This is a genomic window from Apibacter sp. B3706 (assembly GCF_011082725.1).
Lineage (GTDB): Bacteria > Bacteroidota > Bacteroidia > Flavobacteriales > Weeksellaceae > Apibacter.
Map to the genome: position 1 here is coordinate 603,715 of NZ_CP049715.1, position 15,189 is coordinate 618,903.

At 33.0% G+C, this 15,189-nt stretch carries 15 protein-coding genes; 6 read left to right on the forward strand and 9 right to left on the reverse strand.

All coding sequences use genetic code 11. The annotated features are described in order from the left end of the window. Nucleotides 1-197 precede the first annotated feature (197 nt). On the forward strand, nt 198-1,625 hold the full coding sequence (gene purB / locus G8C41_RS02695; protein WP_166006024.1) for an adenylosuccinate lyase: 1,428 nt from the start codon (nt 198-200) through the stop codon (nt 1,623-1,625). Between the two features lie 161 nt (nt 1,626-1,786). Here purB and G8C41_RS02700 read toward each other — a convergent pair whose 3' ends face one another. The 6 genes from G8C41_RS02700 to G8C41_RS02725 form a co-directional block, all read right to left on the reverse strand. After that, nucleotides 1,787-2,437 (reverse strand): HD domain-containing protein, encoded by a 651-nt coding sequence (locus G8C41_RS02700; protein ID WP_160566624.1) that lies wholly within the window; start codon nt 2,435-2,437, stop codon nt 1,787-1,789. Nucleotides 2,438-2,648: 211 nt separating this feature from the next. Continuing rightward, on the reverse strand, nt 2,649-3,602 hold the full coding sequence (locus tag G8C41_RS02705; protein ID WP_166006025.1) for an acetyl-CoA carboxylase carboxyltransferase subunit alpha: 954 nt from the start codon (nt 3,600-3,602) through the stop codon (nt 2,649-2,651). A 108-nt stretch (nt 3,603-3,710) separates the two neighbouring features. Beyond that, the gene (rimM, locus tag G8C41_RS02710) at nt 3,711-4,229 is read right to left on the reverse strand and encodes a ribosome maturation factor RimM (protein ID WP_160566617.1); all 519 of its coding nucleotides are present in this window, start codon (nt 4,227-4,229) and stop codon (nt 3,711-3,713) included. An 8-nt stretch (nt 4,230-4,237) separates the two neighbouring features. Continuing rightward, nucleotides 4,238-4,795: a 30S ribosomal protein S16 gene (locus tag G8C41_RS02715; RefSeq protein ID WP_105297868.1), complete on the reverse strand. Its 558-nt coding sequence runs from the start codon at nt 4,793-4,795 to the stop codon at nt 4,238-4,240. A gap of 106 nt (nt 4,796-4,901) precedes the next feature. Continuing rightward, nucleotides 4,902-5,957, reverse strand: a complete 1,056-nt coding sequence (gene thiL, locus G8C41_RS02720) for a thiamine-phosphate kinase (RefSeq protein ID WP_166006026.1) — start codon at nt 5,955-5,957, stop codon at nt 4,902-4,904. Nucleotides 5,958-6,482: 525 nt separating this feature from the next. Beyond that, nucleotides 6,483-6,923, reverse strand: coding sequence for a hypothetical protein (locus G8C41_RS02725; protein WP_166006027.1), 441 nt, complete (start codon nt 6,921-6,923; stop codon nt 6,483-6,485). A 102-nt stretch (nt 6,924-7,025) separates the two neighbouring features. On the opposite strand from G8C41_RS02725, the gene greA reads away from it, so the two are divergent. The 4 genes from greA to G8C41_RS02745 all read left to right on the forward strand — a co-directional run bounded on the left by greA (nt 7,026) and on the right by G8C41_RS02745 (nt 11,645). Next, a complete protein-coding gene (gene greA, locus G8C41_RS02730) occupies nt 7,026-7,496 on the forward strand; it encodes a transcription elongation factor GreA (protein WP_105297865.1) in 471 nt (156 codons plus the stop codon). Nucleotides 7,497-7,515: 19 nt separating this feature from the next. After that, nucleotides 7,516-7,905: an HIT family protein gene (locus G8C41_RS02735; RefSeq protein WP_160564843.1), complete on the forward strand. Its 390-nt coding sequence runs from the start codon at nt 7,516-7,518 to the stop codon at nt 7,903-7,905. Nucleotides 7,906-7,972: 67 nt separating this feature from the next. Next, nucleotides 7,973-8,632, forward strand: a complete 660-nt coding sequence (clpP, locus tag G8C41_RS02740; protein WP_105297863.1) for an ATP-dependent Clp endopeptidase proteolytic subunit ClpP — start codon at nt 7,973-7,975, stop codon at nt 8,630-8,632. Between the two features lie 109 nt (nt 8,633-8,741). Beyond that, a complete protein-coding gene (locus G8C41_RS02745; protein ID WP_166006028.1) occupies nt 8,742-11,645 on the forward strand; it encodes a DUF5686 family protein in 2,904 nt (967 codons plus the stop codon). A 71-nt stretch (nt 11,646-11,716) separates the two neighbouring features. Here the strand turns inward: G8C41_RS02745 and G8C41_RS02750 are convergent, their stop codons facing one another. Continuing rightward, on the reverse strand, nt 11,717-12,331 hold the full coding sequence (locus G8C41_RS02750) for an NUDIX hydrolase (RefSeq protein ID WP_166006029.1): 615 nt from the start codon (nt 12,329-12,331) through the stop codon (nt 11,717-11,719). Between the two features lie 29 nt (nt 12,332-12,360). On the opposite strand from G8C41_RS02750, the gene G8C41_RS02755 reads away from it, so the two are divergent. Then, nucleotides 12,361-12,753, forward strand: coding sequence for an SRPBCC family protein (locus G8C41_RS02755; RefSeq protein WP_166006030.1), 393 nt, complete (start codon nt 12,361-12,363; stop codon nt 12,751-12,753). 69 nt (nt 12,754-12,822) lie between these two features. Here G8C41_RS02755 and G8C41_RS02760 read toward each other — a convergent pair whose 3' ends face one another. Further along, a complete protein-coding gene (locus G8C41_RS02760) occupies nt 12,823-14,517 on the reverse strand; it encodes a S8 family peptidase (RefSeq protein WP_166006031.1) in 1,695 nt (564 codons plus the stop codon). A gap of 14 nt (nt 14,518-14,531) precedes the next feature. Then, nucleotides 14,532-15,131, reverse strand: coding sequence for a WbqC family protein (locus G8C41_RS02765; RefSeq protein WP_166006032.1), 600 nt, complete (start codon nt 15,129-15,131; stop codon nt 14,532-14,534). Nucleotides 15,132-15,189 lie beyond the last annotated feature (58 nt).

Sequence of the window (15,189 nt, forward strand, 5' to 3'; positions counted from 1 at the left end):
TTAGCTGGAAAAGGTGAATTTTAAGTAATTCACCTTTTCATTTTTTAACAATAGAATCTTTCCAAAAAAAGATATATTTAATAATTACAAAAAGCAAAGTGAGTTAGTAAACTTTCATAATTTAAAATTTTTAAAGGAGCATCTTAATTAAATCCTTATTTTTGAGCTGATTTAATCCATATAACCAAGAAGATAAAATGAATACGTATCAAAATCCGTTGGAAAGCCGCTATTGCAGTGATGAAATGTTGTACAATTTTTCTCCTGAAAAAAAATTTACTACTTGGAGAAAATTATGGTTAGCCCTGGCTGAAATACAAAAAGAGCTTGGTTTAGATATTTCGGACGAGCAAATAAAAGAGCTTAGAGAGCAAGTATCGAAAATAGATTTTAAGAAAGCAGACGAATATGAAAAAAAATTTCGTCATGATGTTATGGCCCATGTACATGCATATGGAGATGCAGCACCGGCAGCACGTCCCATTATTCATTTAGGGGCAACTTCTGCCTTTGTAGGGGATAATACGGATCTTATCCAAATACGTGACGGTTTCGAACTGGTGAAGAAAAAATTGATTAATGTAATTAAAGGATTGCATTCGTTTGCACTCAAGTATAAAGACCATCCTACCTTAGGGTTTACTCATTTTCAACCGGCACAATTAACAACGATTGGTAAACGAGCTACTCTTTGGCTGCAATCGGTTTTATTAGATTTGGAAGATTTAGAATATCGTTTGGAAACGTTGCGCTTCAGAGGAGTTAAAGGTACTACCGGAACGGCTGCCAGTTTTAAAGAATTGTTTGACGGGGACTTTTCAAAAGTCAAGGAATTGGATCGGAAATTATCAGAACGTTTCGGCTTTAAAAAAGTTTTTAAAGTAAGTGGACAAACTTATGACCGAAAGATAGATGCTCAGGCACTAGAAGTACTTTCCAATATTGCACAATCTGCACATAAGTTTACGAATGATTTGCGCTTGTTGCAAAGCTTAAAAGAAATAGAAGAACCGTTTGAAAAGAATCAGATAGGTTCCAGCGCCATGGCTTATAAGCGTAATCCGATGCGATCTGAAAGAATTGCTTCATTAGCTAAATTTGTAATCTCTTTAGCAACTTCTCCAGCAATGGTTGCATCCACTCAATGGTTTGAAAGAACATTAGACGATTCCGCAAATAAAAGGTTGAGCATACCTCAAGCATTTTTAGCCATAGATGCCATCTTATTAATCTGGAATAATATTTTGGACGGATTGGTCGTATATCCTAAAATGATTGAAAAGCATATTAATGAAGAACTGCCCTTTATGGCAACCGAATACATCATTATGGAAGGAGTTAAAAACGGAGGAGACCGGCAGGAACTTCATGAAATCATTCGTCAACATTCTATGGAAGCAGCCAAGAAAGTAAAAATGGAAGGAAAGCCGAATGATTTAATCGATCGAATTATCAAGGATGAAAAAATAAATATTGATAAAGAAAAATTGATGAAATTGATTAATCCATCCAATTTCATCGGCTTTGCTCCGGAACAAACAGAAGAGTTTTTAGATCAGGAAGTAAATCCTATTTTACTAAAATATGAACATCTACTAGGAATAAATTCCGATCTTAGAGTCTAAAAATATATATACTGAAATAACCACTGTGGCAGTTCTGATTGTTTAAACTAATTTAAACTAAACATAAACTAAATATTTATTCAATTTTGCCGATTATAGGGCTATCTAACGATCTTCGTGTCCGGTGGTTTTCAGTATAGAGTGTATTTATTAATTCGGTTTTATTTTCTAGAGTATCCGATTTCTTTATAAAATTCTCCCAAAAATTTCAGCATAAATAAATGTCTTTCTTCAGCCATTTCTTTAGCAATATTGGTATTCATCAAATCTTTTAGCTTCAATAGCTTTTCATAAAAATGATTGATCGTACACGAAGTGCTTTTTTGATAGGAAGCACTTTCCGTATATTCGGTCGGTTTTTCGTTCGGATCAAACAATTCTCGACCTTTGGTGCCTCCATAAGCAAATGCTCGAGCTATTCCTACAGCACCTATCGCATCCAATCGATCGGCATCCTGAACAATTTTTGCTTCAAGTGAAGTAGGAGGGGGATTATGTCCGCCCTTATACGAAACTTCGTTAATAATCTTGATGATATCTTCAATGAAACTTTTCGGATATGATAAAGAAGACAGTAATGGAAATACGAGTTCTTCAGTACGGTCCGTTCCATTATGGAGTTTATAATCTCCGACATCGTGAAGCCAGGCTGCCAATAAAACTTTAGAACGATCAGCCTTTTCGTGAAGGAGAATATTTTGAGCATTAGTGACTACCCGCTCAATATGCCAATAATCATGTCCACTTTTATCCGAAGAATGTTTATTTTTTATATAATCCCGAATGATTGATATTGCTTGGTCTAATTCCATGCTTAAATATAGAATTTTAATAAGAATTATATATAAATATAAGTTCAATAATTTAACAGCCCTTTAATTATATTAGAGGGTTATAAAGATATTGAATAGGGCTTTTCAACTTCAATTGAAAGTATTGATATGAAAGGATAAAAAAGAAAAAGCCCCTTTATAAAAAACAGGGGCTTATATTATATTTAATATGGTAAATGTATGTAGATAACTATTCGCTATATACACCCATATTTATAAATTTATTTTGTCTGTGTTCCACCAACTCATCAGGAGACATTTTAGAAAGCTCATTATAGGCCTCTAAAACTTGATTTTTTAAAGACATAAAGGCTCCTTCCGGGTTGTAATGAGCGCCGCCAAGCGGCTCCTTAATTATTCCGTCAATAATGCCTAATTCCAAAGAATTTTTAGGAGTTAAACGAAGATTTTCGGCAGCAACTTCTTTGTATTCCCAGCTTCTGAATAAAATTGAGGAACAACTTTCCGGGGAAATTACGGAATACCAAGTATTTTCCATCATGTAAACCTTATTTCCTACACCGATTCCCAACGCACCACCACTGGCACCTTCACCAATAACTACGCAAATAATCGGAACTTTAATTTGGCACATCTGAGCGATGTTATACGCGATGGCTTCTCCTTGTCCTCTTTCTTCGGCATCAAGTCCCGGATAGGCTCCAGGAGTGTCTATTAAGGTTAGAATAGGAATGTTAAACTTTTCAGCAACCCTCATCAAGCGTAACGCTTTTCGGTAGCCGTCAGGATTGGGCATACCAAAACGACGGTATTGTCTTTCTTTGGTATTTTTACCTTTTTGTTGCCCGATAATCATGAAAGTTTTACCGTCAATTCTACCTAATCCTCCAATCATGGCTTTATCATCGCCATAGTTGCGGTCTCCGTGTAACTCAATAAACGTATTATCAGTGATGGCACTGCAATAGTCTAACGAATAAGGACGAGAGGGATGTCTGGATAATTGTACGGTTTGCCAAGGGGTAAGGTTATCGTATATTTGATGTTTAGTTTGTTCGATTTTCTTTTCGATTTCTTTGGAAGTAGAATTTATATCTACTCCGCTTTCTTTACCAAGCTCGATCCATTTTTTAAGCTGGTCTTCTAATTCTTTTATAGGCAATTCAAAATCTAAATATTCCATTTTATGAGTATTAGTGACTAAATATACTAACTTTTAAATAAATCAAATTAAATTCTCATTTTTGAAACTACTTAGAAATGGTATTTTCAAAAATAAATTTCCAATGAATTATAAATCCAAAATTCCTTCAGGTAAAGTCATTGAAATGTAATGATCATTTCTGTTTACTTCAATAATCCAATCATTAATAACAGGAATGTAAATAAATTTATCATTTTTCGATAGTTTTATAATAAAAAGAGCTTGTGCGCTGTTATCGTTTATTTCAGTAATTTCTCCAATCTTTTGTAGGTTTTCGTCTACTAAAGAAAAGTGTATAACTTCATGATAATAAAATTGTTTTCCTTTTAATTTAGGTAATGTATTTAAAGGAAGGTACAGCTGCGTTCCTATTAAGTCTTGTGAATTGATAGAAGTATCTTCAAATTTTACACGTAATGAATCTTTATTATAGAGTTGACATTCATTTAGAAAAAAAGGAACCGGCATTTCATTGATATTAATAAATACCGATTCCAAATTATTGTAAGCCTCCGGTTCATCTGTGTCTAGTTTAACAATCAGATGACCTTTCAGACCATGAGTTTTAGTGATTGTGCCTAGGTAGTAACAATCTTCCAATTGCATGAATCTAATTAGGCTTTAGGTTCTTCATTAGTTTCAGCCTGAGCATCAGTAGCAGCTTCATCTTCTGCGATGATTGCTTCTACTACTTCCTCTGCATCGTTAGCTTCTGCTTCTTCTGCTTTTTGTTGAGCAGCGATACGGCTTTCATTTACTTTTCTTTCAGCTTCAAGCTTTTCTTTTTTCGCTTGTTGCTTAGAAGAAGCCAATTTGTCTTTTTTAGCTTGAATAGCTTTTTCTTTGTCTTCCAACCAAGCTTGGAATTTTTTCTCTGCTTCTTCAGCCGAAAAAGCTCCTTTTTTAACCCCTCCGTTCAAATGCTTTTTTAATAAAGCACCTTTATAAGAAAGGATAGATTTTGCTGTATCTGATGGTTGAGCTCCTTTTTCTAACCAGCTCACTGCTCTGTCAACATTTAATTCAATGGTTGCAGGGTTGGTTGTAGGAACGTAAATTCCTAATTTTTCGATGTTTTTACCATCTCTTTTAGCTCTAGAATCTGCTACAACAATGTGAAAAACCGGTTTTCCTTTTTTACCGTGTCTTTGTAATCTAATTTTTACTGCCATAATTTTTTATTTTGGGATCCCGTCCCGTTATTAGTTAAGTTTGCAAATATACTACTTGTTTTATTATTGCTGCAAATTTTTGTATACAAATTATCGTTTTATACTCTTAGTTTTTCTTGGAAAAATGAGCATCCCAGCCTTGAGCATTCAACGGAATGTGCTGTGTATTTCCTTTGGTTATCAAAACATTTTCAACCGTTTCGGTAGCATGACCGATAATGGTGAAGTTAGGATTATGTTTGATCTTATCATGATCTTCAATAGGAATGGTAAATAAAATTTCATAATCTTCTCCCCCGTTCAATACCCCTGTTACGGGATTGATACCGAATTCTTCCGCCGTAGTAATTACCTGGCTGTCCATCGGGATTTTTTCTTCATAAATGGAGAAGCCAACGTTACTTTGTTGAGAAAGATGAATGATTTCAGAGGCCAACCCGTCGGAAATATCAATCATAGAAGTAGGATGTACGTCCATTTCTTTAAGTAACGCTTTAATTTCCGTACGTGCTTCAGGTTTTAATTGCCTTTCCAAAATATAAGTATACCCCGATAAATCCGGTTGAAGGTTTGGGTTAACTTTAAAAACAGAATTTTCACGTTCCAATACTTGTAATCCGAAGTAAGCACCGCCTAAATCACCGCTGACAACCAAAAGGTCATTGGGTTTTGCTCCTTTTCGGTAGACAATCTCGTCTTTATGAGCATATCCCACGGTAGAAATATTTATTACCAATCCCAGGTTGGATGAAGTGGTATCTCCTCCGACTAAATCTATAGAATAGTTTTTACACGCCAGGTGGATTCCGGTATATATTTCTTCTAATGCTTCTACCGGAAAACGATTAGAAACGGCTATGGAAATCAGTATTTGTTCCGGAACGGCGTTCATGGCAACCAAATCGCTGAGTCCGATAACTACAGACTTATAACCTAGATGTTTTAAAGGGGTATAAGCCAAATTGAAATGAATATTTTCCAATAGCATATCGGTAGAAACTAACACCTTTTTATCTTTTGGATCCAACACGGCGGAATCGTCACCAACTCCTTGTAGAGTAGAGGGATGTTTAGGTTTGAAATTTTGAGTAAGATGTTCGATCAGTCCAAATTCACCATATTCTGAAATTGAAGTTTTATATGGGTTCTTATTATCAAGCATACTGCGGATATCTATTAATTTATTTTGAATTCGATTTTCGAATTTACGGCTTTTTCGGGTATATGCCTTATTATTTTATATTACGATCCGTAATTTTTTCGATTTTTACTAAATAGTTAAAGTTTAATTAAAATGTTTTACAAGGATAGAATGATATAAATTTATTTTTAGACTAAGAGATTCAGAGATTAATTTTTAAGGCTTTAACCCATAACAAAAACAACACCCCAATATCCGTAAATTCATAAACTACAAACAGATAGCCCATACTTATTTTCAAATAAAACCCAAATTAACTGATAATTTTATTCAGATAACTGAACAGTATCTTTGTGGTGATCAACAAGTTAAATTGAAAATAAGAAATCTCTAATAGGTATAGAAAAGCTTAATTGAAAAAAAGGCGTGAATAAGTAGTTAAATAAATTTGAAAACAATTCACAGCTGCTCAGGCAATGCATTAATTTTTATATACTATACAAGTATATTATTATAACTGAAAAGTATTAAAAATATTATATAAAATTAATACGATATTATAACCGTATTTCCAATCAATTGCGCATTATAAATTTTAGGTGCTCGGTCAGCTATTTCTAACGGTTGACCGGAGGTTAGAGACCATTTTGCTCCATCTTCAGGACAATAGATATAAAAATCGTCCTTTACTTCCAATTGGGTATTAGGTCCCGGGCAAATATGCGGAGCATTTCTGTCGTATGCTAAAAACTTATTAGCATCTATTCTAACCAATATTAAGCCCTTAGTACCGGTTAAAGGACCCGCTTCAATATAAGCATAACCATTAATACCGGATAATTTTTGGAATTGAGGTAAATTAAGATCGGCTGAATAACTTATAGAAGAATTAGGAAAACAACTAATTGTTTTATTTCCATTTTCGCATTGGATGAAGAAGAATAACTGTGAAATTAATAATATATAAAGAATTAATTTTTTAATCATAATAAATTTGCTAAATTTGCATACGGATAATCCGACCGTGAAGAGTCGGGTTATTTTTTTTATGTTTATAAATTACAACGCAAAATTACAAAAAATAGTATCATGAATTATGTAACGAAAGAAGGTCTAGATAAATTACGTAAGGAACTTGATCAATTGGAACAAGTTGAAAGACCTAAAATCACACAGCAAATTGCTGAAGCTAGGGATAAGGGTGATTTATCTGAAAATGCGGAATACGATGCGGCTAAAGAAGCACAAGGTCTGCTTGAAATGCGTATATCTAAGCTTAAAGATATAATTTCTAATTCTAAAATAATAGATCAATCGCAAGTTGATACTTCTAAAGTAGCTATATTATGTTCTGTTAAAATAAAGAATACTGCCAATGGACAGGAGATGAAGTATACCTTGGTTCCGGATACGGAAACCGACTTAAAAACCGGAAAAATTTCTGTTAATACCCCCATAGCTAAAGGTCTTTTAGGAAAGGAAGTAGGAGAAACGGCAGAAATAAATTTACCGAACGGTAATCGAATTAATTTTGAAATTTTAGAAATTTCATTAGATTAATAAGCTAAATTTACAACCTATGGCAAGTATATTTTCAAAAATCGTAGCAGGAGAAATTCCCTGTTATAAAGTTGCAGAAAGCGAAAAACACCTTGCTTTTTTAGATGCATTTCCGGTAGTTATAGGTCACGTTTTAGTAATTCCTAAAAAAGAAACCGATAAATTGTTTGATTTGCCCAAAGAAGAGTATGATGAATTAATGGATTTTACCTATAGGGTAGCTCAGGCAGTAGGTAAAGCTATTCCATGTTTACGGGTAGGAATGTCTGTACAAGGATTGGAAGTTCCCCATGTTCATGTTCATCTGATCCCATTAAACGCTATCGGAGATATGAATTTTGGTAACAAATTGACACTGAGTTCGGAAGAATTTACTGAAATTGCTGACAAAATAAAGTCTTATCTATAGGGACTTTTGTTTGGTATAGTTTTAGTGAGAAAATTAAGTAAAAAATTTTAGAAAAAGATTAATAAAAATGGATTTAGGAAAAGAGTTCCATAAATATGCAGTAAAACACCAGGGAATTAATAGTCTGGCGGTAGATCAGTACGTAAATTCAATGACTCCATATATTACTGAAGAACGAAAATTAAATGTAGCACAAATGGATGTGTTCTCTCGGTTGATGATGGATAGAATTATATTCCTGGGAACAGGTATAGACGATCAAATAGCCAATATTGTAACCGCTCAATTATTGTTCTTGGAAAGTACAGATGCCAATAAAGATATTCAAATATATATTAATTCTCCCGGAGGAGGAGTGTATGCCGGACTAGGTATATACGATACCATGCAAATTATTAAGCCCGATGTGGCTACTATTTGTACCGGTATGGCTGCTTCTATGGGAGCCGTATTATTGACCGCAGGTGCTGCCGGAAAAAGATCAGCATTGAAACATTCTCGAATTATGATTCATCAGCCATTGGGAGGAGCTCAAGGGCAAGCCTCCGATATGGAGATTACATTAAAGGAGATCTTGAAGCTGAAAAAAGAATTATACGAAATTTTGGCAGAGCATTCCGGTCAACCTTTTGAAAAAATTGAGAAGGATTCAGATAGGGACTATTGGATGATTGCTTCAGAAGCTAAAGAATATGGACTTATTGATGAAGTTCTTGAAAAACGGTAAAGCTTTGTTTTGTTGAGAACCACATACATATAATATAATATTTATACTAAGACTTTCGTTTGTTCGATATATACAAACGAAAGTTTTTTGTTTTTTTAAATAACGTTCAATGAGTAATAAATTACTTTTTTTGTTTGCATTTTTATTTAGTTTATCTTATAATGCACAAATCAAAATTACGGGGGTAATTATAAATCAGGACACCCAGCGTCCTATTGAAGGAGCAAAAATATCTTTTCCTGAAGCTCCCGAAATTTCAACCCTTTCAAATAATATTGGATATTTTTCACTCGAATCTAAAAATAACTTTGATTCTATCGTTGTTCAGATTGTAAATTATAAGAAAAAGTCATTTCCTGTCAATAAAAAACAAAACTTAAATTTAATTATTAAATTCTCTGAAAAAGATAAGATTGGTACATCCTCAATTCCTCCATCAATTACCAATCAAACTAAAATTGATACGGATAGTATATCACCATCTTCTAACCAACAAGTTAATTACGTTAGAGTTTCCGGTCAATTGCTAGATGAAGATACAGAGAAGCCAATTCCGGATGCTGATATTTTTCTTAAAAATACTCAGGTTTACGCCACTACAGACAGTGACGGTAATTTTGAATTACAATCCAATAAATTCATTGACACGTTACAAATTATTACAGATAAATACCCGACAAAATATATACCTTTACAAAGGGGAGATAATCTAGGCTTAATTGTAAATCTCAAATTAAAGAGCAAAAATAGTAGCCAATCAACCGATAAAGGAACCGTAAGCAAAGAAAAGGAAATAGACGAGGTAGTAGTTACCGGCTTTCCGAAAAAGCGTTTACCTAAAAAAGAAAATCCGGCATACCGCATACTGCGTGAATTATGGAAGAGAAGAAGAACCAACGGTTTGACAAATTTTAAGAATTATCAATATAAAGAATATGAGAAAATCGAATTTGATTTAAATAATGTTGATAGTGCTTTTATAAGTAAAAAAATCTTTAAAAAATTAAACATTTCAGCCAAAGACATAGATACATTAGATATCTCAGGAAAAACGTACATTCCCGTTTTTCTTAACGAATCCCTTTCCGATATTGTTGGACAAAATACACCTTCTAAACGGGAAAAATCCTTTTTGAGAGGAAATAAAGCTTCCGGAATTCCTAATAATGATATTGTAGCCAATACGGTTAAAAATTTGTATAAAGATGTTAACATATACGATAATGTGTTAAACTTTTTTAATAAAGGATTCACCAGTCCGGTAGCTACTATTGGATTTTCCGTATACGATTATTTATTAGCTGATACGGTTTCCGTAGATGGAGTTGATTGTTATTATATTAAATACAGGCCTCGAAGAGATAATGAGCTTACTTTTAAAGGAGATTTATATATTACTAAAGATACTTATGCAGTAAAGCAAGTTACCTTACAATCCACTTCGGGTATTAATGTAAACTTCGTTAAAGACATATATATGGAATTGAATTATGACAATGTCAATGATTCAATTTTTATTCCATTACGAAATTACACGGTTTTGGATATGTCTCTTATAACTAAAAAAGAAGGAGGAAAAGGTATGTTTGCAAAACGTACCATAACTTATAATGATTATAAATTCGATGAACCGCAAGGCACTGTAGAAAAACTTTTAGATCAACAATGGGAACCTATTTCCGAAGGAGCTTACAACCGAAAAGATGATTTTTGGGCCGACAATCGTCCGGATCGTCTTAATGAAGATGATAAAAAGGCATATGAAATGGTAGACAAGGTATCTAAAACCCGATTATTTAGAAATATTGTAGATGCCGTACAAATTCTTTCCTCAGGCTATGTCAATGTGGGTAATGCCATTGATATTGGAAATCTATATCAAACACTAGGATATAACGATGTTGAAGGAACCAGAATTCGTTTAGGAGCCAGGACGTTTTTCTCTCCCAATGATATGTGGAGAGTGGAAGGATATACGGCATACGGATTTAAAGATGATCAATTTAAATATGGTTTTGAAGGGCGCTTGATGTTAAACAAATACAATCGTTTTACTATAGGTGCGGGAACAAAAAGGGATATAACTCAATTAGGGACTTCGCTTACAGAAAATGAGGGAATTATGACCCGTTCTTTTGCGTCATCTTCCATCATATCCCGAGGAAGTAATGAATATTTGAGTTCTGTCAATCAAACCAATGCATTTTTATCTATTGAACCGTGGAAAAACGTACAATTGCGATTAGATGGAACTTATCAATACATAAAATCGGCGAATCCTTACAAATTTAATATTGGGTATTACAACAAAAAAGGAGATATTAAAAACGATTTGTATGATTCTCACTTAACATTTAGTATTCAAGCGAGACCGGGAGCTAAATATTCTCGTTTTGGATTAGACAGATATGAGCATACGACTTTATCTCCAACCTTAATTTTAAAATATATAAAAGGATTCAATGGAGTGTTGGATGGTGATTTTAACTATGATAAAATACAATTTTTATACAATCATCCGATCCTTTGGGGACCGATTGGTAAATCGAATGTTACTTTTGAATTCGGTAAATCGTTTAATAAATTGCCCTTATCCTTGTTAGGAATCATACCAGGTAACCAGTCTTACGGTATCGTAAATAATACCTTTGCATTGCTGGATTACTATGATTTCGTAACAGATATTTATACGGCATTGCATGTTGAACATCACTTCAACGGAAGGATATTTTCCTATATTCCTTTATTGAAAAAATTACAATTAAGAGAAGTAGCGATTTTCAGAGGTGTTTGGGGAGATATATCCGAAGGCTCCAAGAATATGAATGCTTCTAATATCAGATATGTAGCGCCTAATAAAGATATCTATTATGAATATGGATTTGGTATCGAAAATATAGGGTTTGGAAATTTAAGAATCTTTAGAGTAGATTTTAACTGGAGAGGGAATTACTTACATATGCCGGATGTTAATAAATTCGGAGTTAAATTTGGAATGCAATTTACATTCTAAAAATCATACGATTTAAAAAGAAAAAAAAGGAGTAATTATAGTACTCCTTTTTTTATTGAATTTTATATTAATTATTTTTTAATTCGAGAATTAGTTAAAACATAAGTACCGACTAATTCCCTGATATTTACATAGGTTTTCTTCATAAGTTTAGGGATATCCTTTTTTCTAATCCATTGGGCTTTATCAATTCCTTCATTTTTTTGAGGTTTAGGTTGTTCATTTCCATCATACTTCATTTCAAACCATTGAACTATTTTTAAAAAGTATTTTTTTTCAGATTGATACACATGATAAGTTGTCGTTAGGTATTTTTTTAATTTAAGATTAGAAATTGAACATTCTTCTTCTACTTCCCGTTTGGCAGCTTTTTTAAAAGTTTCATTTTCTTCCACATGACCTTTCGGTAAATCCCAATAACCGTTTCTTTTAATAAATAAATAATTGTCTTTATTATTATTAACTAATCCCCCAGCTGCATACACGGGCGTAGCTATTTTTTGTAATTTTTTCCAAACTTTTTTTGTTTCAGAAGAATAAACATGAATGGAGTTTACTTTCGTATGGCACAAAATATCCAGAGCGTATACCAAAGTTTTCGAATTTTCGTATGGAAGGTTAATGGCACCTTTTCTCTTATTTTTACCAAGGGTAAGAAATCTTTCGTTTACAGAAATTTTGTACATTTGTGTTTGTTTTTACCAAAATTACAAAAATGAATATTAAAGGAGAAAAAATACTGGTTAATAAATCGGCAGAAGATATTTACACGTTAGCATCTCAGCCTTCTGAATTTAAAAAGTTCATGCCTGAAACCATAGATAAGTTTGAGGCAGATGAAGATGGATTTGTTTTTGCATTAAAAGGAATGCCTGAAATTGCCTTGAAAATGAAAGAAAGAATTCCATATTCAAAAATTGTATTAAGTTCGGCTAAAGAAACTTTGAATTTTGACTTAAGTTTATTGATTGATCAAGTTACAGAAAGTTCAAGCGAAGTTCAATTTACTTTCGATGGTAAATTTAATATGTTTATATCTGCCATGGTTGAAAAACCTTTAAAAAATTTAATTAAAGCTTTAACGGAAGGAGTTACTAAAATTTCATAATGTTAAATTTGAAACATAAAAAAAGCTATTTTATTTAAAATAGCTTTTTTTATATAAAGAATATTCAACTTATTTTTTTCCTTTTTTACTTCCTTTTTCAGGGTTGAAATTATCATACGCATATTTCACGGCTCTAAAAACATCTACAACACCTCCGGTCGCTGAAAGTTGATCAAAAGTTGTTTTAATCATAGGACTGTTTTCACTCTCGCCACCTGCTGTTACTTCTATAGTAGATTTATTTGCTGTTATAAATAATATATTTTTCACTTGTTCAGCAGTTAACTGAGGAAAATAAGACCATAAAAGGGCAGCACATCCCGCAACAACCGGAGAAGCCATACTGGTACCTTGTAAAAATTTATATTTTCCTTTGGTAACTGTAGAGTAAATTTCTAATCCTGGTGCAAAAATATCAACTTTTTCTTTTCCGTAGTTAGAAAAAGACGCCTTCAATGCATTATTATATCGAGTACTGGCTCCTACGGTAATCCAATTGTTTACAAAAGATTTATGCTCATTGTCCTTAAAATTGGTTGGATAATTATATTCAGTATCTACATTTTTATTATCATTACCGGCAGCATGAACCATTAATACACCCTTTTTTTCCGCGTATTTCATAGCTTCCCATACTCTCTCTTTATTAGGAGAAAAAGGCTTACCAAAACTCATATTAATGACTTTAGCGCCATTATCAACGGCATAATATATGGCATTGGCAATATCTTTATCTCTTTCATCACCATCCGGAACGGCTCGAACTACTAAGATTTTTGCAACATCCCCGGCAATACCGTCCATACCTATATTATTATTTCTAACTGCTGCAATTATACCGGAAACATGAGTTCCATGTAATGCATCCGGGCCTTCCACTTCATTGTTACCGTAATGTTTTTCCTTAATATCTGTATAATCATCACCTACAATGTAGCGAGGATCATAACTTTTATTAAGCATGTAATCTACTTTTCCGGAATAATAAGCAACTGCTTCACCCATTTCACTATCCGCCAACATATTGATTTGAGTTGCATTTTTTCCTTCCAAATCGCTATTATTTGCAATCATCTGAAGGAAAGCTTGTTTATATTGAGGAACAGTAAAAGTTGCCTCATTTACATTTTCAATAGTCAAAGGTTTGTCACCCAGAGCATTTTGTAATTCAGTGGTCATTTGTCTGATCATAGCTTTTTGCTCGTCAATATTAGATAGGGCATCTTTAGCTTCTCCTAAATCTTTGTCATATATAAATTTAGCTCTTTGATATTCTTTAAATTCGTTCGGATACTTTTCCCGATTTTTTTCATTCGTTTTCAAATCACCGGTTTCGAACAGTTTTTCATATAAAGAAACTATACGGGTTGATTCCATAGTATCGTGGTCTACATCTTTTCCATCTTTTCCACCGATAAAATCCCATCCATGAACATCGTCAGCATATCCATTACCGTCGTCATCTTTACCGTTATTAGCGATTTCTTTTGGATTATTCCAAATATTATTTTTCAAATCCGGATGATCAATTTGTACACCACTATCAATTACTCCAACGATAATAGGAGAGGGCTTGAGTCCTTTAGACTTTAAAAATTCAATAGCATCAGTAGTCCCTACACCATAAATACCGGTTTTTTCATAACTTTGATGATACCAGTTTTTTAAAGCAAGGGAATCAACTGCCGGAACGTTATTTTGAGCAAATGCATTGGCAGTAAAGAATGCAAAAGCGAAGCTTAGGCTTAATAGTTTTATCTTCATTTAAAATTATTTATTTATTCGACATTAGTAAGGTAATTAGCAGATTTCGGGCCAAGATTGCATATAAGATCTAGTATGGAAAGATCATTCATAAACTCGAAACGGTCTGAAAATACCTGAATATATTTTTTATTTTTATAGGGACTTTCTTTTTTTGCATTGAATGCTTCTCGCGTATCGGTAAACGGAGGATTTTTTACGTATTCATCCGTGAGTTCGTACGAACATTCCAACTTTAGGATAGAACATGCCCATTCTAATGTGTTTAGATTTAAATCTAATAAAAAGTTTTCTTTTTTTTCCAATAATTGGATTAGCTTATCTTCGTAATATTCAAAGTAAGGAGAACTTTGATATGCTGATTGTAATGATTTAATGTGTAATTTTTGCCATGAAGACGCATAGGAAATCTTAATATCTTTTATAATTCTGGCTCCTGAATGTTCAATAGGAACAATAAGAGGCAATTTTCCATTAGCTCCTTGAACAATGCAACGATTACGATAAGTTTGTTTAGGAAAATTTTCCCACTGTTCCAAATAGATCTTTTCCGAATGGATCCATTTTTCAAAATAAGAAACAGGAGGAAAATAAAAACAAGGTAAGACGATCATAGTTATTTTTTATGAAAGTGCTAATTTACCATAAAAATAAATATGATCTTCTTATTTT

What these genes read in the sequence shown, in the direction of transcription:
- purB (WP_166006024.1), top strand. Translation starts at nt 198, where the DNA reads ATGAATACGTATCAAAATCCGTTGGAAAGCCGCTATTGCAGTGATGAA.
- G8C41_RS02700 (WP_160566624.1), bottom strand. Translation starts at nt 2,437, where the DNA reads ATGGAATTAGACCAAGCAATATCAATCATTCGGGATTATATAAAAAAT.
- G8C41_RS02705 (WP_166006025.1), bottom strand. Translation starts at nt 3,602, where the DNA reads ATGGAATATTTAGATTTTGAATTGCCTATAAAAGAATTAGAAGACCAG.
- rimM (WP_160566617.1), bottom strand. Translation starts at nt 4,229, where the DNA reads ATGCAATTGGAAGATTGTTACTACCTAGGCACAATCACTAAAACTCAT.
- G8C41_RS02715 (WP_105297868.1), bottom strand. Translation starts at nt 4,795, where the DNA reads ATGGCAGTAAAAATTAGATTACAAAGACACGGTAAAAAAGGAAAACCG.
- thiL (WP_166006026.1), bottom strand. Translation starts at nt 5,957, where the DNA reads ATGCTTGATAATAAGAACCCATATAAAACTTCAATTTCAGAATATGGT.
- G8C41_RS02725 (WP_166006027.1), bottom strand. Translation starts at nt 6,923, where the DNA reads ATGATTAAAAAATTAATTCTTTATATATTATTAATTTCACAGTTATTC.
- greA (WP_105297865.1), top strand. Translation starts at nt 7,026, where the DNA reads ATGAATTATGTAACGAAAGAAGGTCTAGATAAATTACGTAAGGAACTT.
- G8C41_RS02735 (WP_160564843.1), top strand. Translation starts at nt 7,516, where the DNA reads ATGGCAAGTATATTTTCAAAAATCGTAGCAGGAGAAATTCCCTGTTAT.
- clpP (WP_105297863.1), top strand. Translation starts at nt 7,973, where the DNA reads ATGGATTTAGGAAAAGAGTTCCATAAATATGCAGTAAAACACCAGGGA.
- G8C41_RS02745 (WP_166006028.1), top strand. Translation starts at nt 8,742, where the DNA reads ATGAGTAATAAATTACTTTTTTTGTTTGCATTTTTATTTAGTTTATCT.
- G8C41_RS02750 (WP_166006029.1), bottom strand. Translation starts at nt 12,331, where the DNA reads ATGTACAAAATTTCTGTAAACGAAAGATTTCTTACCCTTGGTAAAAAT.
- G8C41_RS02755 (WP_166006030.1), top strand. Translation starts at nt 12,361, where the DNA reads ATGAATATTAAAGGAGAAAAAATACTGGTTAATAAATCGGCAGAAGAT.
- G8C41_RS02760 (WP_166006031.1), bottom strand. Translation starts at nt 14,517, where the DNA reads ATGAAGATAAAACTATTAAGCCTAAGCTTCGCTTTTGCATTCTTTACT.
- G8C41_RS02765 (WP_166006032.1), bottom strand. Translation starts at nt 15,131, where the DNA reads ATGATCGTCTTACCTTGTTTTTATTTTCCTCCTGTTTCTTATTTTGAA.